The organism is Streptomyces sp. NPDC031479, from assembly GCF_055581065.1.
In genome coordinates, this window is sequence record NZ_JBVIKC010000013.1 from 17458 (window position 1) to 38726 (window position 21269).

Consider the following 21269-nt stretch of genomic DNA (forward strand, 5'->3'; position numbering starts at 1 on the left):
GTCGAGACTGACGTCATGAGTTCCACGGACTTCCCCGCCCCGTCCACGCCCGTCCCCGCTGGATCCGACGCCTTCGCCCGGCAGGGCGAGGTGGTCGCGCGCAAGCGCCCGAAGCTGCCCCTGCCGCCGCTCATCGCCCTGAGCCTCGGCCACTTCCTCGTCATGCTCGACGTGACCGTCGTCAACGTGGCCGTACCGGGCATCCAGGGATCCCTGCACGTCGGCGCTTCCGGCCTGCAATGGATCGTCGACGGGTACAGCACCCTCTTCGCCGGCCTGCTGCTCCTCGGGGGCGGGCTCGGCGACCGCTTCGGGCACCGGCCCCTCTACCTCTTCGGGCTGGCCGTGTTCACCCTGGCCTCGACCGGCTGCGCCCTCTCCCCCTCGGCCGTGGCGCTGGTCGGGTGCCGGCTCGCCCAGGGTGCCGGAGCGGCCTTCCTCGTACCGGCCTCCTTCGCCCTGCTGCGGGCGGCCTACCCGGACGGCGTTCAGCGGGCCCGGGCGGTGGGCGTCTGGGGTCTGGTGTCGGCCGTGGCGTTCGGCGCCGGGCCGGTGGTCGGGGGGCTGCTCGTCTCGGGGCTGGACTGGAGGTGGGTGTTCTGGGTGAACCTGCCGGTGGCCGCGCTCGCCGCCGTGCTGACGCTGCGCCACGTCCGGGTACCGGACCGGCCGCGGGGGACCGGACGGATGGACCCGTTGGGCCTGCTGCTCGGTGTCCTCGGTCTCGTCGCGGTGGCCGGCGCGCTCAACGGGGCGGGGCCGGACGGCTGGACCTCTCCCCGGGTGCTCGCCGCCTTCGCGGTGGGAGCGGCGGCCCTGACCGGCTTCGTCCTGGTGGAACGACACCTGGAGAGGTCCCTCGCCGCCCGGCCGGACGGCAGGAGGCCGCTGCTGCCACCGTCCCTGCTCCGCGACCGTCGGGTGAGCACGACGAACGCCGTCGGCCTGCTGCTCAGCCTGGGCTACTACGGGATGCTCTTCGTCGCGACGCTGTACTTCCAGCGGGACCGCGGCTTCGGCGCGCTGGAGACCGGGCTGGCCCTGCTGCCGTCCGTCTGCATGGGCTTCCTCGCCGCACCGCTGTCGAGCCGGGTCGCCACCCGCACCGGACCGTACGTCCCCATGGCCGGGGCACTGCTGCTGGGGGCGGCGGGCTTCCTGGGCTGGCTCGCCGCCGGGCCGCAAACCCCCTACCCCGTACTGCTCTTCGCCCTGATGGCGACGGGACTCGCGACGCCGCTGACCGTCGTGGCGGCAACGGTGGCGATCATGGAGGCGGCCCCGGCCGAGCACGCGGGCGTGGCCTCGGCCTCCTTCAACGTGTCGCGTCAGGCGGGCCATGCGATCGGGGTCGCGCTGTTCGGCACGCTCGTCGGCGGCGAGGGCCGCATCCCGGGTCTGCACGCGTCGGCGCTCGCGGCGGCCGGATGCTTCCTCCTGGGGTTCCTCCTCGTCGGCCTGACGGTGCGGGGAGCCGGTGCCGGGAGCCCGCGCTGACCGCAGGGTCCCGAGGGCGGCGCGATCGCGCAGCCACCGCGCGCGGGAGCGGGGTTCAGCCGTCGGGTGGGGCCGGGTGGGGCGGTCGGCCGTCGTGGAGCGGGGGCCGGGACCAGGGCGCTTCGGCGTCGCCGGTCTGCGGCCGCAGGCCGAGCTCCTGGAGCTGGTTCACCGCCATCAAGGCGGTGAACATCGCGTCCGGGTTGGCGCCGCTGACGCCGAGTTCGGCGGCGCTCTCCGCGTACCGGGCGGTGAACGCACCGGGCACGGCCCGCCCGCTCTCCCCGGTCAGCCCGAGGGCCGCTTCCTGCAGCGCGGTGGCCTGCTCCAGGATCCCGTCCAGGTAGGACACCACCTCGGCGCCGCTGCGCACGGTGAAGGTGTGCCCGTCGGTGAGGACTGCGGCCCGTCCCTCCTCGAAGAGGAGGGCGACCGCGCCGAGCACGGTCTGGATCTTGAGCTGGTCGGCGTCGGCCATCGCACCGCAGGGTCCGTTGCCCTCGTCGGACAGGTGCAGGACTCCGCAGTCCCTCAGGTGCACGATCACGTGCCCCGCGCAGTGGCCCTGACTGCGCAGCACACGGACCGCGCCGTCGGCGAAGGTCCAGCCGGTGAACCGGAGCGAGCCGATGCGGATCCGTTCCAGCGGCCGCTCCTCGTAGGTCCGGGTCGTCGCGCCGAAGGGCCGGAGCGGTCGGAAGAGCGAGAGCAGCCGCTCGGCGGACTGCTCGGGCGCCGGCCCCGGTGCCGGTCCGGCGATGCGCTCGAAGGCCCGCGTCCAGTACGCCACCGGGTCCCGGATCTGGTCGAGGTCCCGGGCGGGCAGGAAGTGCTCGACCGGTACGCCCAGTTCATCGGCCAGGTCGTTGTTGCCGATGTGGTCCGGATGGCCGTGCGTGGTGAGTACCAGCGCCCGCGACCAGGGTCCGACGCGGTCGGCGGCCTCGCGCAGTGCCGCGCGGAAGGCTTCGGTGACACCGGTGTCGACGAGCACCAGGGTGTCGCCGGTCCGGTGGACGAGGGCGTTGGCGACGTCCGGCTGCCCGCGCTCGACGGCGAGTTCCTGTCCCAGGACCAGCACGGTCGAGGCGTCGATCCCGATCGATTCACCGAGTGCGGTCACATGTCCTCCCGCGGTCCCGTCCCGTCCGGTCCGGGCCCGGCTCGCCGCGCGGCCGGCGGCGGCGGACGACGACTGGGCCCTGAGCACGAGGCTACGCCGCGCCGGGCGTGGCGGCCCCTCGAAGCCTCCGGCCGGCACACGGCTGGTCACGGGGGGCGGCACGAGGGGCCGCTACGCGCCTTCCAGGGCCGCCACCAGCTCGGGCAGGTTGCCGCCGGCCACGGCGAGGGCGAGGTGGTCGTGGTAGTCCCGGCTGCTGACGATCAGGCCGTCGCGGACCCGTAGCACCTGGATGTTGGCGGCCTCGAAACTCCGTCCGGTGACCCGGTGGTACACGTGGTAGTCGAACTCGGCGACGATCACCTCCGCGTCGTCGGTCTCCCGCACGACCACGTTCGCCGGGGTCAGTTCCAGGGGCGAACTCGCGGCGACCCGGGCGAACCGCTCCGCGAGCGCGGCCCGTCCCTCGACCCGGCGCGGACCGACCGGCGCGAGGACCGTCTCCACCACGGCGTCCTCGGCGTAGAACTCCGCGAGCTCCGTGTACCGTCCCGCACCGATTCCTTCGATCAGCTTCTGGAAGACCTCGCGCGGCGACAGGGCTTCGGACATGACGAACCTCCGGTGTGATCCACGGCTAGAATCGGACTGGCAACTCCGTTTCGACGATACGGACTGGAGACTCCGGTTGTCCAGGGTTCCGCCGTCGACGGCGAAGGGTGGGAGAGGGATGGGTGACGCTCGGGAGCGTCCGCTGCGGGCGGACGCGGCCCGTAACCGGGCCAGGCTGCTGGACGTGGCCACGGAGGTGTTCACCACCCGTGGCGTCGGCGTACCGACCGAGGAGATCGCGCGCATCGCCGGGGTCGGAGTCGGCACGCTCTTCAGGCACTTCCCGACCAAGGAGGCGCTGCTGGAGGCGGTGATGGTGGGCAGGCTGGAGGAAATGGCGGCCCGGACGGCGCGACTGGCCGCCGAGGCGGGTCCCGTCGAAGCCTTCTTCGCCTGCTTCCGCCTGGTGGTGGAGCAGTCCGAGGGAAAGAACGAGCTGGCCCAGGCCCTCGCCGCGGCCGGGGTGGACGTCCACGCGTCCCTGCAGGGGCCGACCGTGGAGATCCAGGCCCGGCTGGGCGATCTGCTGGCCGGGGCGCAGCGGGCCGGGGCGGTCCGCCCGGAGCTGGGCCTGCCGGAGTTCATCGCCCTCCTGGCCGGCACCGGCAGGGCCCTGGAGCAGCTGGGAGCGGATCCGGCACCCCGGGAGCGGATCTTCGAGGTGGTCTTGGACGGAATGCGGCCACGCTGAGACGCCCGACGACCTGAACCGGGCCCGACGGCACCGGGCGCCGACGGGGGCGTGCCCCTACGACCGGCCCGGCCCCCGCGTCCCGCCGCGACGCGGCCGCCACGCCGGGATCGCGACAGAACCCCGGATGCCACCGCGGGGCCCGGGTTCGACCGGGCGGCGCCTAGGCGGAACGGGTCTGCCGGACGAGGACGGCGGTGGCGCGCTCCAGGAGTTCGCACAGGGAAGCGTGTTCGGCGGGCGTGAAGGCCTCGGCGAGCGCGCGCTCCAGGACGGCCACCTCTCCGTAGGCGCGGTCCAGCAGGTCCCGTCCGGCATCGGTCGGGGTGGCGATCTGCACCTTGGCGTGGACGGGTGACGTCTCGCGGCGGATCAGACCCTTGGCCTCCATGTTCGTCAGCACGCTGCTCATGGTCTGCTGCGTGACGCCGCACGCCCGCGACAGCTGAGCGCCGGACATGCCGTCCTCGCGCGCGAGGACCAACAGCACGGTGTACTGCGTCATGGTCAGCCCGTAGGCGCGCAGCACCGACTCGTGATGCGCCATCAGCGCCTGCTCCGAGCGCCTGATCCGGGCGCAGAGACCGTTCTCGACCGGGGCTTCCACCACACACATCCCTTCAACTCTCAGGTCCATGGGTTGACTCAGGTACCTGATACATCTACCGTCCTCGGATATAAGGATACTGAGTCGACGCAGGAGGCTGTAATCATGAAGGCCGTCGTTCTCGATACCGATGACCGCTACCGGGTCACCGAGGTCGATACGCCCGTTCCGGGCCCCGGGCAGGTCGCGATCCGTGTCGCCTACGCCGGGATCCAGTGGGGTGACGCCATGGTCCGGGACGGCCGCTTCGCCGTACCGCGCCCCTTCGTCCCGGGGTTCGAGGCATCCGGACGCGTCGTCGCGGTCGGCGCCGGCGTCGACACGGGCCGCGTCGGCGAGGCCGTCACCGCGCTGACGACCTCGGGCGCCCACGCCGAGGTCGTCCTGGCGCCCGCCGCGCTCGCACTGGCCGTCGGCGACCTGCCGCTCAGGACGGCAGCGGGGCTCGGCTGGGGTGCGCCGACCGCCTACGACCTGGTCAACACCGTCGGGCGGGTGCGGCCGGGAGACAGCGTGCTGATCCATGCCGCCGCCGGCTCCGTCGGCACGCTCGCGGCCCAGTTCGCCCGGCTGGCCGGGGCGCGCCGTGTCGTCGGTGTGGTCGGCACCGCCGAAAGGGCCCGGTACGCCGCGCGGTTCGGGTACGACGAGCTGCTGCTCCGCAAGGACTTCCCGTCCGGACTCGGCGACGAGGGGCCCGACGTCATCCTCGACCCGGTCGGCGGCCCGACCCGTGCCGGCGGCCTTGAGCGGCTGGCGGCACACGGCCGCCTGGTGGCCTACGGGAATCTCACCGCGCACGAAGCGGTCGCCGTGGACGCCGACGCCCTCCTCATGGAGGGCAAGTCGCTGCTGACATACAACAGCAACCTGCTCGCCCGGACGCACCCCGAGCGGCTCGCCGACAGCGCCCGCCGCGCACTCGACCTCGTCGCCGACGGCACGGTCCGCGTGGACATCACGGCCGAGTACGCCCTCGGCGACCTCGCCCTGGCCGTGCGGGGCCTGGCCGAGGGGACCGCTCCCGGCAAGTCCGTCCTCCGCGTCGCCGAGGACGCCGATGGGGAGTGACGCCGCCGCGCGGGACGAGACCGCGTCCGTCGACCGCCTCCTCGTCGTGGACGGTGATCAGGCGCTGTTCCAGGGGGCCCGGCCCTCAAGGGCCCGGCACAGCGTTCCGGTACGCACCTTCGTGCGGCCTTCGGAGATCCGCCCCACCTCACGGGCGATCGCGCATCCGAGACGCGGGACCCCCGACTCACGGGCAGGGATCCGACGCCTTGGACGCGGCGCCGCAGCCCGCATCGCCTCCGCGGGTGAGCTCCGTCCACAACGCGGCCTCGACCTTGCCCAGGAGGCGGGTCAGTTCGGCCCGCTCGGTGGCGTCCAGGCCCTCCAGGGTCTGGCCTTCCAGCTCGCCCCAGGCCCTGCGGACCTCGACCAGCAGGCCGCAACTGGCCTCCGTCGCCTCCACCAGTGAGGCCCGCCGGTCGGACGGGTCGGGGCGGCGGCGCACATGGCCGGCGTGCTCCAGGCGCTGGAGCATCTTGGTCACCGTGGAGGGGTCGAGGCCCACCGCTTTGATCAGCTCGGACTGGCGCACCGCACCGCTGTCCCAGAGGTGCATCATCAGGAATTCCTGCCCGGGGTGAAGCCCCAGTTCGCGCAGGACCCGGCCCGCCGCGATCCGGTGCAGGCGGGAGACCCGGCTGATCGCGTGACTCACCGGCCCGTCCAGCACGGCACTGGGCACCGCCACGCACCCCGGCGCGGTGCGCGGCTCCTGAACGGGTTCCGCAGTCATCGGGTCGCTCCTCCTGAAGGGGTGTGTCGGATCCGGTCACCGACCGTCGCCCCTGGAGGCGGCGACCCGCCGCCGTCACACGAATCCTACCCGTCGGCCCTATTTGATTGGTCGGCCAAGCAATGGGGTACGCTGCATCCACAGCCAATCATTGGCCGACCAACTATCTTCTATCTTTGCGAGGCGAAGATGACCAGCGCGTTCGAACCGGTACGTATTCCCGGCGTCACCCTGTCCAACCGGATCGCCCTGGCCCCCATGACGCGCAGCCGCGCGGGCGAGGGTGGCGTCGCGACGGCCCTCGTCACCGAGTACTACACCCAGCGCGCCTCCGCCGGCCTGCTCATCAGCGAGGGCATCCAGCCTTCCGCCGTCGGGCAGGGCTACCCGTTCACCCCGGGGCTGCACAGCGCCGAGCAGGTGGCGGCCTGGCGCGAGGTCACCGATTCCGTGCACGCGGCCGGTGGCCGGATCTTCGCCCAGCTGATGCACTCCGGCCGGATCGGCCACCCGTCGCTGCTGCCCGACGGCCTCGTACCCGTGGCCCCGTCCGCACTGGCCCCCCGGGGACAGCTGTTCACCGGCGACGGCATGAAGGACTTCGTGACCCCGCACGAGCTGACCGGGGCCGAGGTGCGGGAAACCGTCGCCGCCTACGCCCAGGCGGCCCGCAACGCGGTGGAGGCCGGCTTCGACGGGGTGGAGCTGCACGGGGCCAACGGTTACCTGATCCACCAGTTCCTCGCCCCCGGCTCGAACCGGCGCACCGACGAGTGGGGCGGCCCGGTGGAGAACCGGATCCGCTTCGCGGTGGAGGTGGTCCGGGCGGTGGCCGCCGCGATCGGCGCCGAACGCACCGCCCTGCGCGTGTCGCCCGGGAACACGTACAACGACATCTCCGAGCCCGACCCGCAGCCGACGTACGAGGCGCTGGTCAAGGAGCTCGACGGGCTCGGCCTCGCCTACCTCCACGTCCTGGAGCACGGCCCCGAGGCCCGGGAAACCACCCTCGTGCTGCGCAAGCAGTTCACCGGCCCGCTCGTGCTGAACCCGGCGACCGAGGGCCCCACCGATCACCGGGCCCTCACCCTGATCGAGGACGGCACCGCCGACCTGCTCGCCTTCGGCGCCCTCTTCCTGGCCAACCCCGACCTGCCCGAGCGCCTGCGCACCGAAGGCCCGTACAACACGCCGGACCCGTCCACGTTCTTCGGGGGCGACGCCCGCGGCTACACGGACTACCCGGCCCGCTGAACCGGGAAGCACCGGTCGGGGGCCCACCACGCAACACGAGCCGAGGGCCGGGAGCGCGACTCCCGGCCCTCGGCTCGTGTCGCGCGGCTCCCGTTACGCGGCTCCCGCTGCGCGGCTCCCGTCAGGCGCTCGCGGCCGCGCCTGCGGTCTCCGTCGCCGGCCCCTCCGCGCCCCTGGTGGCGGGCGGTTCCACCCGGGGGGCCGGGATGAGGGCGGCGACGCCCGCGGAGACCAGTGCGAGCGCGCCGCCCAGCAGCAGCCCGGTGCGGAAGCCGCTCTCGGAGGTGAAGGTGAACCCCCCGGCCGTGGTGGTCATCCGGGCCAGGACCACGCCGACGACGGCGGCGCCGGTCGAGGTGCCCAGGGAGCGCATCAGCGTGTTGAAGCCGTTGGCGGCACCGGTCTCCGCGAGGGGCACGGCGCCCATGATCAGGGCCGGCATGGCTCCGTAGGCGAGGGCGACCCCGCTGTTGATCACCATGGCGGCGACCATGAGGCCCGGCGCCGTCCCGGCCAGCAGGAGCGCCACCCCGTATCCGGCGGCGAGTACGACCGCGCCGCAGACGAGCGTGACCTTGGGGCCTCGGGCGTTGGTGAGGCGGCCCCCCAGCGGGGACACGACCATCATCATCAGGCCGCCGGGCAGCATCCACAGGCCGGCGGCCAGCATCGACTGCCCCAGGCCGTAGCCGGTGGCCTCGGGGTACTGGAGCAACTGCGGGACGACCAGCATGCTCGCGTACATGCCGAAGCCGATGAAGACCGAGGCGAGGTTCGTGAGCAGGACGCGCGGGCGGACGGTGGTGCGCAGGTCCACCAGCGGGTCGGTGGTGCGCCACTCGAACCACCCCCAGGCGGCCAGGACCACGGCGGCACCGGCGGACAGTGTGACGGTGGCGGCCGAGCCCCAGCCCCAGTCGGCCCCCTTGGAGACGGCGAGCAGCAGGCACACCAGGCCCACGGCCAGGCCCAGCGCGCCGACGAAGTCGAAGCGCTGCCCCTTGGCGCCCGCCGGGACGTCGGGGACGAAGGCCAGGATCATGCCGGCGACGGCGGCGGCGAGCGCCGCCGCGCCCCAGAACAGGAAGCGCCAGTCGGCGTACTGCGCGACCGCCGCGGAGAGCGGGAGGCCGATGCCGCCGCCGATGCCCATCGAGGCGCTGACCAGGGCGATGGAGGAGCTGAGCTTCTCGGCGGGCACGACGTCGCGGAGCAGGGCTATGCCCAGGGGGATCATGCCCATTCCGACGCCCTGCAGGCCGCGCCCGACGATCATCGGGACGACGCCGTCGGACAGCGCGCACACCACCGATCCGATGATCAGCGGCACGGCGCAGGCCAGGAGCATGCGGCGCTTGCCGACCATGTCCCCGAGGCGCCCGCTGATGGGCACGCACACTCCGGCGACCAGGAGGGTGGCGGTGACGACCCACGCGGAGTTGGAGGAGGAGGTGTGGAGGAGTGTCGGCAGGTCGGCCAGGAGCGGAGTGACCAGGGTCTGCATGACGGCCGCCGTGACGCCCGCCAGTGCGAGCGTGGCGATCACTTTGCCGGTGTGCGGAGCCGCGGGCGGCTGAGGCATGACGGGATCCCTAAGGGCGCGGTTCGGGGGTGCGGGGATGCGAGGGTGGGGGCACCCTCTATTCAGTAGTCAACTATCACTTCAGGACACGCGGGGTGTCAACTCGAACTGGCGGTCGGCCCTCGGTTGTTAGGCTTGGGCCGTGCCCACCGATACCCCCCGGCCCCTACGCGCCGACGCCGCGCGCAATGTCGAGAAGATCGTCCGGGCGGCCCGCGACGTGTACGCCGAGCAAGGGCCCGAAGTGCCGCTCGACGAGATCGCCCGGCGGGCCGGCGTGGGCATCGCGACCCTGTTCCGCCGGTTCCCCGACAAGGCGGCCCTCCTGCGGGCGGTACTGGACCAGCAGTTCACCCAGGACGTCCTCCCCGCCATCGACCGCGCCCTCACGGACGAGGACGCGCGCCGCGGGCTGACCACCGTGATCGAGGCCGCCCTGACCTCGGCGGCCGACGAGCACCACGTACTCACCGCCGCGCGGAACGCCGGTATCTTCACCGCGGAAACGAGCGCCCGCTTCTTCGACGCGCTCGACCCGGTGGTGGTCCGGGGCCAGCGGGACGGGGTGATCCGGGCGGACCTCGTGCCCGACGACCTGAAGCGGGTCATGGGCATGCTCGTGAGCGTGCTGTGGACCATGGATCCGGCCGAGGGGGGCTGGCGGCGCTACGTGACCCTGGTCCTGGACGGTCTGACCCCCGCCGCGGCCAGCCCCCTGCCGAATCCCGCTCCCGCGCTGCTGCGCAGGCCGCAGGCCTGAGCCCGCCCGAATCGGCCCGTCCGGCCGCGGGGCCTACGCTGGAATCGACGGCCGACTCGGCGAGCGGCCCCCGGCCGTCACCCGTGGGCACCTGCCCCTCCCCCTCCGCGCAGGTGCCCACACCCCCGCGCCGCGGTGCGCGGCGCCCCGGCGGTGGGCGTCGGGCGTCACCGGTTGCGGTGGGCGTTGAGCCGGGCCGCCTGGCGGGTCAGGTGGTCGCGTTCGGCGAGGCTGGACGCCTTGCGGGCCGCCTCGGCGTACAGGCGTGCCGCCGTTGCCGGGTCGCCGTCGCGTTCGTGGAGGTAGGCCGCCACGGCGGTGTGCCTGGGCAGGGAGTCGTCCAGGGCCGCCAGGGCCGTCAGGCCGGCGCGCGGGCCGTAGGCCTCCCCGACGGCCACCGCGCGGTTGAGCCGGACGACCGGGCTGTCGGTCAGCCGGCCGAGCTCGTCGTACCACTCGACGATCTGCATCCAGTCGGTTTCCGCGGCGGTCGGCGCGTCGGCGTGGAGTGCCGCGATCGCGGCCTGGGCCTGGTACTCGCCCAGCCGGTCGCGGGCGAGGGCCGCCTGCAGGATGCCGACGCCCTCGGCGATCGCCCGCGTGTCCCACCGGCCCCGGTCCTGCGCGGAGAGCGGGACCAGGCTGCCGTCGGACGCGGTCCGGGCGGCGCGCCGGGCGTGGTGGAGCAGCATGAGGGCGAGCAGTCCCGCCACCTCGGGGTGGTCGATCGCGGCCGCGAGCTGCCGGGTGAGGCGGATGGCCTCGGCGGCGAGGTCGAGGTCGCCGGAGTAGCCCTCGTTGAAGACCAGGTAGAGCACGCACAGCACGGTGGAGACGTCGCCGGGCCGGTCCAGGCGCACGCCGGAGACGGTGCGCTTGGCCCGGCTGATGCGCTGCGCCATGGTCGCCTCGGGCACCAGGTAGGCCCGGGCGATCTGGCGGGTGGTGAGCCCGCCGACGGCGCGCAGGGTGAGCGCGACCGCCGAGGACGAGGTCAGCGCGGGGTGGGCGCAGAGGAAGTAGAGCCAGAGGGTGTCGTCCGCTCCCGGTGCGGGGCCGGGCGGCGGCTCCCGGTCGACGCGGTCCTCGCGCCGCCGGCGGGTGGTGTCGGCCCTGGCCGTGTCGAGGAAGCGGCGCCAGGCCACGGTGACCAGCCAGCCCTTCGGGTCGCGCGGCGGGTCGTCCGGCCAGACGCGCACCGCCTCGACCAGGGCGTCCTGTACGGCGTCCTCGGCCGCCGCGAAGTCGGCTCCGCGGCGGACGAGGACGGCGAGCACGCCGGGCGTCAGGCTCCGGAGGCGGGCCTCGTCCATGGCGAGGGTCACTCCGTGACGGTGGGGTGGGTGCCCAGGAAGGGGCGCAGTTCGAGCCACTCGTGGATCGGCTTCCCGCCCGCCCCGGGAGCGGCCGAGAGTTCCCCGGCCAGCTCGACGGCGCGTTCGTAGCTGTCGACGTCGATGATCATCCAGCCCGCGATGAGGTCCTTGGTCTCGGCGAAGGGGCCGTCGGTGACGGGCGGGCGGCCTTCGCCGTCGTAGCGGACGAAGGTGCCCTCGGGGGCGAGTGCCTGGCCGTCGACGAACTCGCCGGTCCCTTCGAGCCGGGCCGCGAAGTCGTTCATGTACTGCACGTGGTCCGAGATCTCCTGCGGCGTCCACTGGTCCATGGGCACGTCGTTGACCGGGGTCGGGGCGCCGCGGTAGTGCTTGAGCAGCAGGTACTTGGCCATGATGGCTCTCCTCGGTGCGGTGCGGGTGCGACCCATTGTGGTCGCGTTCACTGCGGGGACGGAGCCGGGCACGGCTTCTCGACATCGCGAGCCACATCTTTTCCCGGCCCTCGCCGGCCGACCGCATCGCCGGGCCGGCGCGCCCCGGTGCCGCCCGTCGGTCGCGAGGTCGTCAGTGGCCGTAGGGGCTGCGCATCTCCAGGAAGCGGAGCTCCAGGTCGGTGGCCAGGTAGTCCATCCGGTGCTCCCAGAAGTCGCTCAGGTGCGGCAGCGCCAGATGGGCGTCCAGGTCGGCCCGGCTGCGCCACACCTCGTAGAAGACGAAGACGCCGGGCTGCCCGCCGTCCTCGTGGAAGTGGTACTCCAGGCATCCCGGCTCCTGCCGGGTGGGCTCCACGAAGGAGAGGAGCAACCGCTTGAGGTCCTCGGCGCGTTCGGGCTTGGGACGGGCAGTGCCGACGAGCGTGACGAGCTGGTCCATCAGAGTTCTCCCCCACAGATAGGTACGACTGAATTCGTACCTACCCGACGGTAGCAGCCACAGGAGGTACGATTCAATCCGTACCTACGGAAGGATGTCGCCACCATGCCCGACGAGGAGGGCCATCCGGCCGTCGAGGAGATGGAGTTGGGCAAGGTGCTGTCGGCGCTGGCCGATCCGCTGCGCCGCCGCGTGGTGCGCGAACTGGCCTCGGCGCCGGAAGGCGCGGCACGCACCTGCGCCTCCTTCGCGCTGCCCGTCTCGAAGGCGACGGTCACCCATCACTTCCGCACTCTGCGCGAGGCCGGCCTGATCCGCCAGGTCGACCGGGGCAACAGCCGGATGGCCACGCTGCGACGCTCCGGGATCGAGGCCCGCTTCCCGGGTCTCCTCGCCCTCCTGACGGCCGAGCCCGAACCCCTTTAGGGCCCTTTCCTGGCGTCCTGTCAGGACAGCGCGCGGCGGGCCGCGGCAGCCGCAACTGCGCCGTCCCTACGCGCGGCCCCCTCCCGGTGCCGCGTCGCGCGAGGCCGTGTCGATCACCTCGTCCAGGACGTCTCGGGAGCGGACCAGGTCGGTGATGAGGCGGTTGATCCGGTCGCGTTCCGAGGTGAGCTCGTCGACCAGCTGCGGGGTGGCGACCTCGCTCGGGCTGCCGTCCGCGTCCCGCATGCAGGGCAGGAGCTGTGCGATCTTCCTGCTGTTCAGACCGGCGGCGTAGAGGGTCTGGATGCGTACGACGCGGTCGACCGCCCACTCGCCGTAGTCCCGGTGGCCGCCGGGGGTGCGCTCCGCGCGCAGCAGTTCCTGCGTCTCGTAGTACCGCAGGGAACGCTCGCTCACCCCGCTGCGCCGCGCCAGCTCACCGATCCGCACGCCCACCCCGAACACCGCTGCTCGAACCCGCCGTCGACGCCCACTTCTACCATGTCGCCACGTACCGCTACGAGATGGCCCGGCGGGGGTAGCGGACCACGAGGAGCGCGTCGACGTCCTCCTCCGCGGCGCCGTACAGGTGCGGTACGTCGGCCGCCCAGCCGGCGTGTTCGCCCGGCCCGACCCGCCGGGGCGGCGCCGCGAGCTCGCCCACGTGGGCCGTCCCTCCCAGGACGACGATGTGCTCCGTCGCCCCGGCCGTGTGCCCGGTGGACTCCTGGACCGATCCGGCGCGGATGCGGATCCGGTAGGTCTCCGTGACCGCCGCGGCATCCTCGAACCGCTCGGTGAGGACCGCGTCCACCGCCGCGCCCGACAGCCGCGCGGGCAGCCCCGTCGTGTGCAGCGCCGTGCTGAGCGGGAGCTCCAGAGCGGTCGTGAGCGCGTAGAGCGTCTCCAGGGTGGGGTTGCGGCGTCCGCTCTCCAGCTCCGAGAGCGTGCCCTTGCCGATCCCCGACCTGCGGGCCAGCTCCGACAGCGACATCCCGCGCTCCGTCCGCAGTGCCCGCACCCGGGCGCCCACCTCAGCCGCCAGATCCACGCGACGCCTCCTTCCCCCCCGAGCCCCGCTCGATCCACTTGCCGCGCTTCCGCGCCTCACCCTATCGTTCCACATACAGAACGTTCTGTATGTGGAACGCCCAGCCGAAGGAGCGCCCCGTGGAGCCCGAGCACGCCACCCCCGCCCCGCCCGCCCCGCCGTCCGCGTCCGCCCTGCCCGCCCGGTCAGCGGAGGTGGCCCGCGCCCTCGCCGCGGCCGGCGTCCCCGGACAGGTGCGCCGACTCGACCGCTCCGCCCGGACGGCCGCCGAGGCCGCGGAGGCCCTGCGGTGCGACATCGGGGCCATCGCCAACAGCCTGGTGTTCCTCTCGGGGGACGAGCCCGTCCTCGTCCTCACCAGCGGGCGGCACCGGGTCGACACGACGGCCCTCGCCGCCCGGTGGGGTCGCCCCGAACTCCGCCGGGCCACCCCCGAGCAGGTCCGCGAGGCCACCGGACAGGCCATCGGCGGGGTCGCCCCCGTCGGACACCCCCGCCCCCTGCCCACCGTCGTCGACGAGGCGCTCACCGGCCACGCCCGGATCTGGGCGGCCGCGGGGACCCCGCACACGGTGTTCCCCACCACCGCCGACGAGTTGCTGTGGCTCACCGGCGGCCGCCTGCTCCCGGTCGGCCCGCGGACGGCCTCGGAGCCTGCCTGACCGGGTCCGCCGCGCACCGCGCGCGCCGCCCGACGGGTCCGCCCATACTGAGTGGATGAGGCGGACGCGTACGGTGCTGCTCTGCATCGCCGGCCTGCTGGGCACGGTCCTGCCGGCCGGGGTCGCCACGGGCCCGGCGCAGGCCGCGCCCGTACCGTCCGCGGCCTGCGCCGCATCGCCCGAACCGGCCGGGGGCGACGCGCGGACGGTCCTCGCGATCGCCCGGCGGTCCCAGCGGGAACTCGGGCTGAACTCGGTGGTGCTGCGCGTCTCCTCCGACGGCCGGGACGTGCTCACCACCGCTCTCGGCACATCGATGACGGGCGTCCCGGCCCAACCGTCGATGCGCTTCCGTACGGGTTCCGTGGCGATCGTCTACATGGGCATCGTCCTCCTCCAGCTCGTCGACGAGGGCAAGGCCTCGCTCGACGACCCGGTGTCCCGCTGGCTGCCGGACGTACCGCACGGCTCGGACATCACCCTGCGGATGCTCGGCAGCTCCACCTCCGGCCTGCACGACTACGTGACCGACCCCGCCTTCCTCGCGGAGCTCAAGGCCGACCCGTTCCGCCAGTGGACGCCGGCCGAGGTCATCGCGATCGCGACGAAGCAGCCCCTCCTCTACCGGCCGGGGACCAACTGGGACTATTCGCACGCCAATTTCGCGATCCTCGGCGCCGCGCTGGAGAAGATCGGCGGCCTCCCGCTGGACCGGCTGCTCACGCAGCGCGTGTTCAAGCCTCTCGGGCTGACCGCGACCAGCAACCAGTACACACCTCAGATCCCGGACCCCGTCCTGCACTCCTTCACCTCCGAGCGCGGCACCTATGAGGAGTCCACCTTCTGGAACCCCTCGTGGACCACGGCCCGCGGCGCGGTCCTGGTGCAGGACATCTGCGACCTCGACCGGTCCGCGCGTGGCGTGGGGACCGGGGAGCTGCTGTCGGCGGGATCCTTCCGGACCCAACTCGACCCGGGGACCGTCGGCCTGGGCCACGCGACGCCGTCCTGCCCGGCCAGTGTCTGTCTGCTGACCAACACCGCGGCCCGGCACTTCGGCCTGGGAGTGATAGTCGTCGACGGCTGGATCCTGACGAACCCGTCGTTCTCCGGCTACGCGGCCGTCCAGGCCTATCTGCCCGCCCGGAAACTCGCCATCTCCGTGTCCGTGACGAAGGGCCCCAAGAGCCCCGAAGGCAACTCGGCCCAGACCATCGCCGAACGCATTTCCGCGGCCCTGGCCCCCGGACGGGCCCTCTCGATGCCGTGACCGTCCCCGCGTCGCCGACCTCGCACCGAAACCGCTCAGGATCGCTCCGAAGTGACCGGGAGGCCTGATGGGACCCACCGAAGCACCCCGCCGCCGCCGCGCCGTACGGCGCCTGCGTGCCGTGCCGGCCGGGCTGGCGACCGGCATCCTCGTCACCGGCCTCGTGGCGGCTCCCGCCCACGGCGCCGTCGGTGGCCCGAGTCCTGCCGCCGGAACGGCGATCGGCACGACCCCGCGCACGGTCGGCGACGCCCACTACGAGCCGGGCCCCTGCCCGAAGACCCCGGACCCGATTCCCGCCCTCAAGGGCGCCCGTTGCGGGACGCTCACCGTGCCCGAGAACCGTGCGGAGCCCGGGGGCCGGAAGATCAGCCTGGGTGTCGCCGTCGTGCCCGCGGCCACGGAGCGGCCGAAGCCGGACCCGGTGGTGTGGTTCGCCGGCGGCCCCGGCGACGACTCCGTCGGGGAGGCCCAGTTGGCGGTCGACGGCGGGCTCAACCGCGACCGCGACCTCATCCTCATGTCACAGCGCGGCACGTACTCGGCCGACCCGGTGCTGACGTGCCCCGGCATCGACGAGTTCGCCGCTCGCTCGGTCGGCCTGGTCTACGACGCGCCGTCCACGCAGCGCCTGCACGTCGACGCCACGCGCACCTGCCGGGAGCAGCTGATCGGCCGCGGAGCCGAACTCAGCGCCTACGACAGCACCGAGAGCGCCACCGACTACGCGGACCTGCGCCTCGCGCTGGGTCTGCCGCAGTGGAACGTGTTCGGCATCTCCTACGGCACCGACCTGGCCCTCATCTACATGCGCGACCACCCCCAGGGGATCCGGTCCGTCGGCATCGACGGGATCCTGCCGCCGTCCACCGCCGGTTCCGCCCTGACCTGGAGCAGCGCCCGCCAGGGCTTCGACGGCCTGTTCCGGGCGTGCGCACGGCAGCCCGCGTGCGACCGCCGCTACCCGAACCTGTCGGCCACCTTCGACCACCTGGTCCGTCAGCTCGAAGCCAAACCGGTCACCACCACCGTCAAGGTGCCGGGCCGTGCGCAGCCGGTGAAGGTCGTGCTGGACGGCGGGACGCTGGTCAACTGGATGACCTCCGCCACCCACGTGGCGGCCGGCGTACCCCGCTCCCTCGACGAGCTCGCCCACGGCAACCCCCGGCGGATCGCCGAGCAGTGGGCGGGCGCCAAGTTCAGCCCCCAGGCGATCGGGCGGGTCTCGCACGGGCTGGCGTACGGGGTGTTCTGCCGGGAGTGGGTGCCCTTCGAGAGCGAGGCCGACACCCTGCGGGCCGGACGGGCGGCGTTCCCGTCCTTCCCCCGCTCGGTCCAGGTCAACGCTCCCCAGCTCACCTTCCTCCACGCCGACTGCGACGCCTGGAAGGTTCCCGCCGCACCGCGCTCGGTCCGCGACGTGACGCGCAGCGCCATCCCCACCCTCGTCCTGTCGGGCGGGTTCGACGCCCAGACCGGGGCGCGCAGCGGGGAGTACGCCGCCCGCACGCTGAGCCGGGCCACGGCCGTCACCATCCCGTACGTCGCCCACGTGACCTTCGCGGCGTCCCCGTGCGCGCAGGAGATCACCCTCTCGTTCCTCAACGACCCGACGGCCCCGAAGACCGGGTGCGTCAGCGGCGTCAAGCCGCCCACCTTCGACACGGGCCCGCGCACCTGACCGGCCCGGCGGGCCCCTACCGCGAACGCCGAAGCCGCACGGAGGATTTGGCCCCGCCCCGGCCGCACGGCATGCTGATCCGCATCACCGGCTCCGACAAGCGGACACGGCCGGGGCGGGGGGATCGCGTTGATCGTCTTTCTTCCTCACGGTCCCGCGGGAGACCCTGGAGCAGCGGATCGACGGCCGGACCTTCTTCCCGGACGATCCCGAGCGGGAGCAGCGGGTGCGGCACTGGGCCAAGGGCAGGATCGAGGCGTGCGTGGGCGCGGCCGGTGCGCTGCCCGGCGGCACCGTGTTCCTGGACGGTTCCCTGTCTCCCGGGGAGTTGGCGGACCGGGTACTGGCCCGGGTCCGGCCGGATGGGGCCTCCCGGGTGTGACGGCCACCGGCCGGGCGCGTTCCGGGGGTTACGGGCGGCGGCCCCAGGCGTAGATCGCGGAGATCATCGGGGCTGTGGCCAGGTCGAGGCGTCCGGTGGCGACGTTCGCCAGGTGCCGGTCGATCTCCTCGTCGGTGGCGAGTCCCTCCGCCACCGCCCTGACGTCGGTCGGGCCTGCCTCGCGCAGCAGTCCGGGCAGGGTCCGCCAGCACCGGTGGTCTGCTGCGGTAGGGGGCAGCGCCTACTCGGGCGCCACCCGGCACGCGCTCACCGCGGTGCCGTTCGTCACGCCGCCGGCGGTGAGGCCGCGGACGCACTGCGCCTGGTCACCGGTCAGCCCGACGTAACACGCCATCCGGACCGAGTCCGGGGCCTCGCCGCCCTGCAGCTCCCGCTCGACCTGGTTGATGCAGGCCGTGACGTCCGCGTGGGCGGCGGGGGCGACGAAGGAAGCGCCACCGAGTGCGAGGGTCAGGCCGGTGAGGACACCTGCGATACGGGTCGACGTGCGCATGGGACGTACCTGCTCTCCGGGGTCGTCTCGCGGCCCGGCGCGTGGGCGTGCCGGATCCGCCGGGGAACGGCGCCGAGCGCGCGGCCGGCGACGGCCGCCGGGCCCGGCCCCGTACCGGACCGGCTCGGCAGGGCGCCCCTCCCTCCTTCGACGCTAGAGCAGCCCCATGGCGCCCGCACCCGCTGGACGTTCGCGCCCCGGCCGGGCCCGCCACGGGGGCCCGGCCGGGGCACATCGCGCTCCTGGGACCCGGCCGGGAGCAGGGGGACCGCCCGGTCCCGGCAGGCATTCGGGTGGTGGCGTGCCGTGTCGGGCGGCCGGGACCGGCCGGGTTCGCCATCCTGGGCCGGGCGCGGCACCGCGGTCGGCGCCGCCCCTCCCCCACCGAGAAGGAGTACGGCACATGGCGAAGGACGCGGTCGGACGGTTCCTCGCGGCTCTGGATCCGCAGCACCGGGAGGCCGTCGCCGGCAGTCCGCACGAGGAGCAGGAGCGGCTCGCGGCGGCGTGGGAGCAGGAGCTGGAGTCGGACGACGAGCTCGACACCCTCGACGAACTGTCTCCGCCCGCGGCCGAGGCCGAGGCGGCCCGGCGCGTCATGGCCCGCGAGAGCTGACGCGCCGACGGGGCGGGGCCCGGCCCGACGGCGCCGCGGGCCACCGGTCACGGTCGTTCCGCCGGGCGGCCCTCCCCCGCCATGAAGCGCCAGACGAGGGCGTGGCCCAGGATGATCAGCGCGATCAGTATGAGGGCCTCGGCCTGGATGGGGCGCAGGCCGATGTGAACGGCGAGTTCGGGGAACGCGCCGACGACGGCGATCAGCAGGTAGAGCAGGGCGGCACCGGCCTGCTGCCAGGTGACGAAGTGGTCGCCGCGGGCACCGGCGCGGGTGAGCAGCCTCAGGGTGCACAGGCAGCCGACCACGGCGAGGGCGATGAAGGCCGCCCGCCAGATCTGTGGCTGTTCCGTGCCGCCGACCTGGGCGAAGAGTCCCATCAGGGCGGGCAGCAGGAAGGACAGGTAGATCCCGCCCACGATCCTGCGCAGGGCTGGTTCGCGCATCCATTCCGGATGGTTCTGCACCACGTTCCACCACAGGCCGACCAGGGTGAAGCAGGTGGCGGAGAAGAGGGCGTAGAAGGTGCTGACATCCATGGGTGACGAGCGTGGCAGCGATGCCCGCCCGGGCGGGCCCTACACGCCCTGAGCGCCGGACTCCACCCCCGGTACGGACTACACCGCCGTCCGGGATCCGCCTCGGCCCGGTGTGGACGCGGCCGGTCGGCGGCCGTCCGGTCGGCGCGCGTCCGGCAGGATGACCGCATGGACCTCATCCCCGCGCCCCGCGAACACGCTTCGGCTCCGGTTCCGGTTCCGGCTGCCACTGTCCGGACGCGTGTCGTGGCCGCCGGGGCCGCGGTGGTGACCGTCGGAGCGGGGCTGGGGCTCAGGGCCGTGGCGGCGGGGAGCGTGGCCAAGTACGGCGGGGACGCGCTCTACACCGTCCTGGTCCTCTCCCTGGTCGTTCTGGTGGCACCGCGGCTGACACCCCTGCGGGCCGCGGGCACAGCACTGGCCATCAGCTGGGCGGTCGAGTTCCTGCAGCTCAGCCCTTTGCCGGCGGAGCTCGCCCAACGCAGCGCCGTCGCCCGTCTGATACTGGGATCCACCTTCAACGCACCCGATCTGTTCTGGTACGCGGCCGGCGCGGCGGCGGGCTGCCTCGTGCACGCGGCGTGGGGACCGCGCCGCCCCCGCAGCGCCGGCCGCTTCGCCCCCGCCGGCTCACGGCGCACCCCGGTCAGCCGCCGGGGGTGAAGGTCACCGGCAGTGCCTCGGGCCCGCGCAGCCCGCCCGGCCGCCACGGGAGTTCGTCCGGGGCCACGGCGAGGGCGAGTCCGGGAAGCCGGCGCAGGGCGGTCCCGATGGCGATCTGGCCCTCCAGGCGGGCCAGGGGCGCGCCCAGGCAGTAGTGGATGCCGTGTCCGAAGGCGAGATGGGCGTTGTCCTGCCGGGTGATGTCCAGTCGTTCGGGGGCGGGGAAGCGTGCCGGGTCGCGGTCGGCGACGGCCGCGCCGATCAGCACGGTCGCGCCGCGCGGGACCGTCACTCCCGCGATCTCCGCGTCCTCGCGCGCGAAACGGGCGATGCCCGGGTTGACGGGGCCGTCGTAGCGGAGGAACTCCTCGATCGCGCCGGGCAGCAGTCCCGGATCGGAGCGCAGCAGGTCGAGTTGGTCGGGGTGGGCGAGCAGCATGGCGATGCCGCCGCCGATCAGGTTGACGGTGGTGATGTACCCGGCGACCAGGAGCAGGAAGACCATGGCGATCAGCTCGTCCTCGGACAGCCGCTGTTCCTCGTCCCGGGCGGTGACGAGGGCGCCGAGCAGGTCGTCTCCGGGGTCCTGCCGTTTGGCGCGGATGAGCTCGGTGACGTAGGCGCGCATGTGCTGCCAGGCCTCGTTCACGACGGCCGGATCCGGCAGCTCGGGGCCCCGCATGATCATGCGGTCGGTCCATTGCTGGAAGTCGTGGCGGTCGTCGACCGGCACGCCGAGCAGTTCGCTGATCACCGTGACGGGCAGCGGAAGCGCGAAGTCCGCGATGAGGTCGGCCCGGCCGGTCTCGGCGACCGCGTCGAGCAGGTGGTCGGTGACGGCCTGGATCCGGGGCCGCATGGCCGCGACGCGGCGGGCCGTGAACGCCTTGGAGACCAGCCGGCGCAGCCGGGTGTGGTCGGGCGGGTCGCTGCGGAGCATGTTGCTCAGCATCGACTCGCGTTCCGTTTCGGGGAGCTGCTGCAGGAGGCGGGTGTCCGCGGCGTCGCGCACGTCGCTGCTGAGGCGGCGGTCGGACAGTGCGGCGAGCGCGTCCTCGTAGCGGGTGACGAGCCAGGCCTCCAGGCCACCTCCGATGAGGACGTGGCGTACGGGGCCGTCCTCGCGCAGTTTCGCGTACAGGGGGAAGGGGTCCGCGACGAAGGCCGGGTCGGTGTAGGGCAGAAGGACCGGCCGCTCACTCATGTTGCCTCCAGGAGTACGTCGCCCGCGTGGTGGAGAGCGAGGATATACATCCAGGATTCCCCGAATGCCGGTTTTCGGTCACCTCTGAGCCGATCTTGCCGACCGGAGGCGCCCGGGGTCC

Annotated in this window: 25 protein-coding genes and 1 pseudogene; 12 read left to right on the forward strand and 14 right to left on the reverse strand. The window is 73.5% G+C overall.

Going from position 1 to position 21269, the window contains the following annotated elements; translation table 11 throughout:
* The first annotated feature begins 15 nt into the window (after positions 1 to 15).
* Positions 16 to 1497, forward strand: coding sequence for an MFS transporter (locus tag ACZ5D2_RS16695; protein WP_468929918.1), 1482 nt, complete (start codon positions 16 to 18; stop codon positions 1495 to 1497).
* 55 nt (positions 1498 to 1552) lie between these two features.
* On the opposite strand, the gene ACZ5D2_RS16700 is transcribed toward ACZ5D2_RS16695, so the two are convergent.
* A complete protein-coding gene (locus ACZ5D2_RS16700; RefSeq protein WP_371674975.1) occupies positions 1553 to 2620 on the reverse strand; it encodes an MBL fold metallo-hydrolase in 1068 nt (355 codons plus the stop codon).
* Between the two features lie 171 nt (positions 2621 to 2791).
* Entirely contained in the window at positions 2792 to 3232 is a 441-nt protein-coding gene (locus tag ACZ5D2_RS16705; protein WP_371674976.1) for a nuclear transport factor 2 family protein, read from the reverse strand.
* Positions 3233 to 3350: 118 nt separating this feature from the next.
* Between ACZ5D2_RS16705 and ACZ5D2_RS16710 the strand changes: the two genes are divergently transcribed.
* Positions 3351 to 3923 (forward strand): TetR/AcrR family transcriptional regulator, encoded by a 573-nt coding sequence (locus ACZ5D2_RS16710; protein ID WP_468929922.1) that lies wholly within the window; start codon positions 3351 to 3353, stop codon positions 3921 to 3923.
* A gap of 163 nt (positions 3924 to 4086) precedes the next feature.
* On the opposite strand, the gene ACZ5D2_RS16715 is transcribed toward ACZ5D2_RS16710, so the two are convergent.
* Complete coding sequence (locus ACZ5D2_RS16715) at positions 4087 to 4539, reverse strand: MarR family winged helix-turn-helix transcriptional regulator (RefSeq protein ID WP_371681062.1); 453 nt, start codon at positions 4537 to 4539, stop codon at positions 4087 to 4089.
* A 96-nt stretch (positions 4540 to 4635) separates the two neighbouring features.
* Here ACZ5D2_RS16715 and ACZ5D2_RS16720 point away from each other — a divergent pair, with 96 nt between their 5' ends.
* Positions 4636 to 5601, forward strand: a complete 966-nt coding sequence (locus tag ACZ5D2_RS16720) for a quinone oxidoreductase family protein (protein ID WP_468929926.1) — start codon at positions 4636 to 4638, stop codon at positions 5599 to 5601.
* A 187-nt stretch (positions 5602 to 5788) separates the two neighbouring features.
* On the opposite strand, the gene ACZ5D2_RS16725 is transcribed toward ACZ5D2_RS16720, so the two are convergent.
* Positions 5789 to 6334 carry a MarR family winged helix-turn-helix transcriptional regulator gene (locus ACZ5D2_RS16725; protein ID WP_371674979.1) on the reverse strand — a complete coding sequence of 182 codons (546 nt, stop codon included), beginning with the start codon at positions 6332 to 6334 and terminating at the stop codon, positions 5789 to 5791.
* A 189-nt stretch (positions 6335 to 6523) separates the two neighbouring features.
* Here ACZ5D2_RS16725 and ACZ5D2_RS16730 point away from each other — a divergent pair, with 189 nt between their 5' ends.
* Positions 6524 to 7588 carry an alkene reductase gene (locus ACZ5D2_RS16730; protein ID WP_371674980.1) on the forward strand — a complete coding sequence of 355 codons (1065 nt, stop codon included), beginning with the start codon at positions 6524 to 6526 and terminating at the stop codon, positions 7586 to 7588.
* Between the two features lie 121 nt (positions 7589 to 7709).
* On the opposite strand, the gene ACZ5D2_RS16735 is transcribed toward ACZ5D2_RS16730, so the two are convergent.
* On the reverse strand, positions 7710 to 9170 hold the full coding sequence (locus ACZ5D2_RS16735) for an MFS transporter (RefSeq protein WP_371674981.1): 1461 nt from the start codon (positions 9168 to 9170) through the stop codon (positions 7710 to 7712).
* 142 nt (positions 9171 to 9312) lie between these two features.
* Between ACZ5D2_RS16735 and ACZ5D2_RS16740 the strand changes: the two genes are divergently transcribed.
* Positions 9313 to 9930 (forward strand): TetR/AcrR family transcriptional regulator, encoded by a 618-nt coding sequence (locus ACZ5D2_RS16740; RefSeq protein WP_371674982.1) that lies wholly within the window; start codon positions 9313 to 9315, stop codon positions 9928 to 9930.
* Between the two features lie 167 nt (positions 9931 to 10097).
* Here the strand turns inward: ACZ5D2_RS16740 and ACZ5D2_RS16745 are convergent, their stop codons facing one another.
* The 3 genes from ACZ5D2_RS16745 to ACZ5D2_RS16755 all read right to left on the reverse strand — a co-directional run bounded on the left by ACZ5D2_RS16745 (position 10098) and on the right by ACZ5D2_RS16755 (position 12140).
* Positions 10098 to 11243, reverse strand: a complete 1146-nt coding sequence (locus ACZ5D2_RS16745; protein ID WP_468930167.1) for an RNA polymerase sigma factor — start codon at positions 11241 to 11243, stop codon at positions 10098 to 10100.
* 8 nt (positions 11244 to 11251) lie between these two features.
* Positions 11252 to 11659, reverse strand: coding sequence for a YciI family protein (locus ACZ5D2_RS16750; RefSeq protein WP_371674983.1), 408 nt, complete (start codon positions 11657 to 11659; stop codon positions 11252 to 11254).
* A 172-nt stretch (positions 11660 to 11831) separates the two neighbouring features.
* Positions 11832 to 12140, reverse strand: coding sequence for a putative quinol monooxygenase (locus ACZ5D2_RS16755; RefSeq protein WP_468929932.1), 309 nt, complete (start codon positions 12138 to 12140; stop codon positions 11832 to 11834).
* Positions 12141 to 12245: 105 nt separating this feature from the next.
* Between ACZ5D2_RS16755 and ACZ5D2_RS16760 the strand changes: the two genes are divergently transcribed.
* Complete coding sequence (locus tag ACZ5D2_RS16760) at positions 12246 to 12566, forward strand: ArsR/SmtB family transcription factor (protein WP_468929935.1); 321 nt, start codon at positions 12246 to 12248, stop codon at positions 12564 to 12566.
* Positions 12567 to 12632: 66 nt separating this feature from the next.
* Here the strand turns inward: ACZ5D2_RS16760 and ACZ5D2_RS16765 are convergent, their stop codons facing one another.
* Positions 12633 to 13016: a MerR family transcriptional regulator gene (locus ACZ5D2_RS16765; RefSeq protein WP_371681065.1), complete on the reverse strand. Its 384-nt coding sequence runs from the start codon at positions 13014 to 13016 to the stop codon at positions 12633 to 12635.
* A 67-nt stretch (positions 13017 to 13083) separates the two neighbouring features.
* Positions 13084 to 13617, reverse strand: a complete 534-nt coding sequence (locus ACZ5D2_RS16770; RefSeq protein WP_371674986.1) for a helix-turn-helix domain-containing protein — start codon at positions 13615 to 13617, stop codon at positions 13084 to 13086.
* 119 nt (positions 13618 to 13736) lie between these two features.
* On the opposite strand from ACZ5D2_RS16770, the gene ACZ5D2_RS16775 reads away from it, so the two are divergent.
* The 4 genes from ACZ5D2_RS16775 to ACZ5D2_RS16790 all read left to right on the forward strand — a co-directional run bounded on the left by ACZ5D2_RS16775 (position 13737) and on the right by ACZ5D2_RS16790 (position 17612).
* Positions 13737 to 14279, forward strand: a complete 543-nt coding sequence (locus tag ACZ5D2_RS16775) for a YbaK/EbsC family protein (RefSeq protein ID WP_468929939.1) — start codon at positions 13737 to 13739, stop codon at positions 14277 to 14279.
* Between the two features lie 55 nt (positions 14280 to 14334).
* The gene (locus ACZ5D2_RS16780) at positions 14335 to 15549 is read left to right on the forward strand and encodes a serine hydrolase domain-containing protein (RefSeq protein ID WP_371674988.1); all 1215 of its coding nucleotides are present in this window, start codon (positions 14335 to 14337) and stop codon (positions 15547 to 15549) included.
* A 67-nt stretch (positions 15550 to 15616) separates the two neighbouring features.
* On the forward strand, positions 15617 to 17230 hold the full coding sequence (locus tag ACZ5D2_RS16785; protein WP_371674989.1) for an alpha/beta fold hydrolase: 1614 nt from the start codon (positions 15617 to 15619) through the stop codon (positions 17228 to 17230).
* Between the two features lie 226 nt (positions 17231 to 17456).
* Positions 17457 to 17612 (forward strand): hypothetical protein, encoded by a 156-nt coding sequence (locus tag ACZ5D2_RS16790; protein ID WP_371674990.1) that lies wholly within the window; start codon positions 17457 to 17459, stop codon positions 17610 to 17612.
* Between the two features lie 28 nt (positions 17613 to 17640).
* Here ACZ5D2_RS16790 and ACZ5D2_RS16795 read toward each other — a convergent pair.
* Positions 17641 to 17835, reverse strand: a pseudogene (locus ACZ5D2_RS16795) (SAM-dependent methyltransferase); the annotation flags it as partial.
* An 18-nt stretch (positions 17836 to 17853) separates the two neighbouring features.
* Positions 17854 to 18126, reverse strand: coding sequence for a hypothetical protein (locus ACZ5D2_RS16800; RefSeq protein WP_371674991.1), 273 nt, complete (start codon positions 18124 to 18126; stop codon positions 17854 to 17856).
* Between the two features lie 403 nt (positions 18127 to 18529).
* On the opposite strand from ACZ5D2_RS16800, the gene ACZ5D2_RS16805 reads away from it, so the two are divergent.
* Entirely contained in the window at positions 18530 to 18742 is a 213-nt protein-coding gene (locus ACZ5D2_RS16805) for a hypothetical protein (protein WP_468929944.1), read from the forward strand.
* Positions 18743 to 18789: 47 nt separating this feature from the next.
* Here the strand turns inward: ACZ5D2_RS16805 and ACZ5D2_RS16810 are convergent, their stop codons facing one another.
* Positions 18790 to 19281, reverse strand: coding sequence for a hypothetical protein (locus tag ACZ5D2_RS16810; protein WP_468929947.1), 492 nt, complete (start codon positions 19279 to 19281; stop codon positions 18790 to 18792).
* A 168-nt stretch (positions 19282 to 19449) separates the two neighbouring features.
* Between ACZ5D2_RS16810 and ACZ5D2_RS16815 the strand changes: the two genes are divergently transcribed.
* Positions 19450 to 19944 (forward strand): ribosomal maturation YjgA family protein, encoded by a 495-nt coding sequence (locus ACZ5D2_RS16815; RefSeq protein WP_371674994.1) that lies wholly within the window; start codon positions 19450 to 19452, stop codon positions 19942 to 19944.
* Here the strand turns inward: ACZ5D2_RS16815 and ACZ5D2_RS16820 are convergent.
* Complete coding sequence (locus ACZ5D2_RS16820; protein ID WP_371674995.1) at positions 19928 to 21148, reverse strand: cytochrome P450 family protein; 1221 nt, start codon at positions 21146 to 21148, stop codon at positions 19928 to 19930. The genes ACZ5D2_RS16815 and ACZ5D2_RS16820 overlap by 17 nt on opposite strands.
* Positions 21149 to 21269 lie beyond the last annotated feature (121 nt).

Coding starts and splice junctions, on each gene's coding strand:
- ACZ5D2_RS16695 (WP_468929918.1), top strand. CDS start 16: ATGAGTTCCACGGACTTCCCCGCCCCGTCCACGCCCGTCCCCGCTGGA.
- ACZ5D2_RS16705 (WP_371674976.1), bottom strand. CDS start 3,232: ATGTCCGAAGCCCTGTCGCCGCGCGAGGTCTTCCAGAAGCTGATCGAA.
- ACZ5D2_RS16710 (WP_468929922.1), top strand. CDS start 3,351: ATGGGTGACGCTCGGGAGCGTCCGCTGCGGGCGGACGCGGCCCGTAAC.
- ACZ5D2_RS16715 (WP_371681062.1), bottom strand. CDS start 4,539: ATGTGTGTGGTGGAAGCCCCGGTCGAGAACGGTCTCTGCGCCCGGATC.
- ACZ5D2_RS16720 (WP_468929926.1), top strand. CDS start 4,636: ATGAAGGCCGTCGTTCTCGATACCGATGACCGCTACCGGGTCACCGAG.
- ACZ5D2_RS16725 (WP_371674979.1), bottom strand. CDS start 6,334: ATGACTGCGGAACCCGTTCAGGAGCCGCGCACCGCGCCGGGGTGCGTG.
- ACZ5D2_RS16730 (WP_371674980.1), top strand. CDS start 6,524: ATGACCAGCGCGTTCGAACCGGTACGTATTCCCGGCGTCACCCTGTCC.
- ACZ5D2_RS16735 (WP_371674981.1), bottom strand. CDS start 9,170: ATGCCTCAGCCGCCCGCGGCTCCGCACACCGGCAAAGTGATCGCCACG.
- ACZ5D2_RS16745 (WP_468930167.1), bottom strand. CDS start 11,243: ATGGACGAGGCCCGCCTCCGGAGCCTGACGCCCGGCGTGCTCGCCGTC.
- ACZ5D2_RS16750 (WP_371674983.1), bottom strand. CDS start 11,659: ATGGCCAAGTACCTGCTGCTCAAGCACTACCGCGGCGCCCCGACCCCG.
- ACZ5D2_RS16755 (WP_468929932.1), bottom strand. CDS start 12,140: ATGGACCAGCTCGTCACGCTCGTCGGCACTGCCCGTCCCAAGCCCGAA.
- ACZ5D2_RS16760 (WP_468929935.1), top strand. CDS start 12,246: ATGCCCGACGAGGAGGGCCATCCGGCCGTCGAGGAGATGGAGTTGGGC.
- ACZ5D2_RS16780 (WP_371674988.1), top strand. CDS start 14,335: ATGAGGCGGACGCGTACGGTGCTGCTCTGCATCGCCGGCCTGCTGGGC.
- ACZ5D2_RS16785 (WP_371674989.1), top strand. CDS start 15,617: ATGGGACCCACCGAAGCACCCCGCCGCCGCCGCGCCGTACGGCGCCTG.
- ACZ5D2_RS16800 (WP_371674991.1), bottom strand. CDS start 18,126: ATGCGCACGTCGACCCGTATCGCAGGTGTCCTCACCGGCCTGACCCTC.
- ACZ5D2_RS16805 (WP_468929944.1), top strand. CDS start 18,530: ATGGCGAAGGACGCGGTCGGACGGTTCCTCGCGGCTCTGGATCCGCAG.
- ACZ5D2_RS16810 (WP_468929947.1), bottom strand. CDS start 19,281: ATGGATGTCAGCACCTTCTACGCCCTCTTCTCCGCCACCTGCTTCACC.
- ACZ5D2_RS16815 (WP_371674994.1), top strand. CDS start 19,450: ATGGACCTCATCCCCGCGCCCCGCGAACACGCTTCGGCTCCGGTTCCG.
- ACZ5D2_RS16820 (WP_371674995.1), bottom strand. CDS start 21,148: ATGAGTGAGCGGCCGGTCCTTCTGCCCTACACCGACCCGGCCTTCGTC.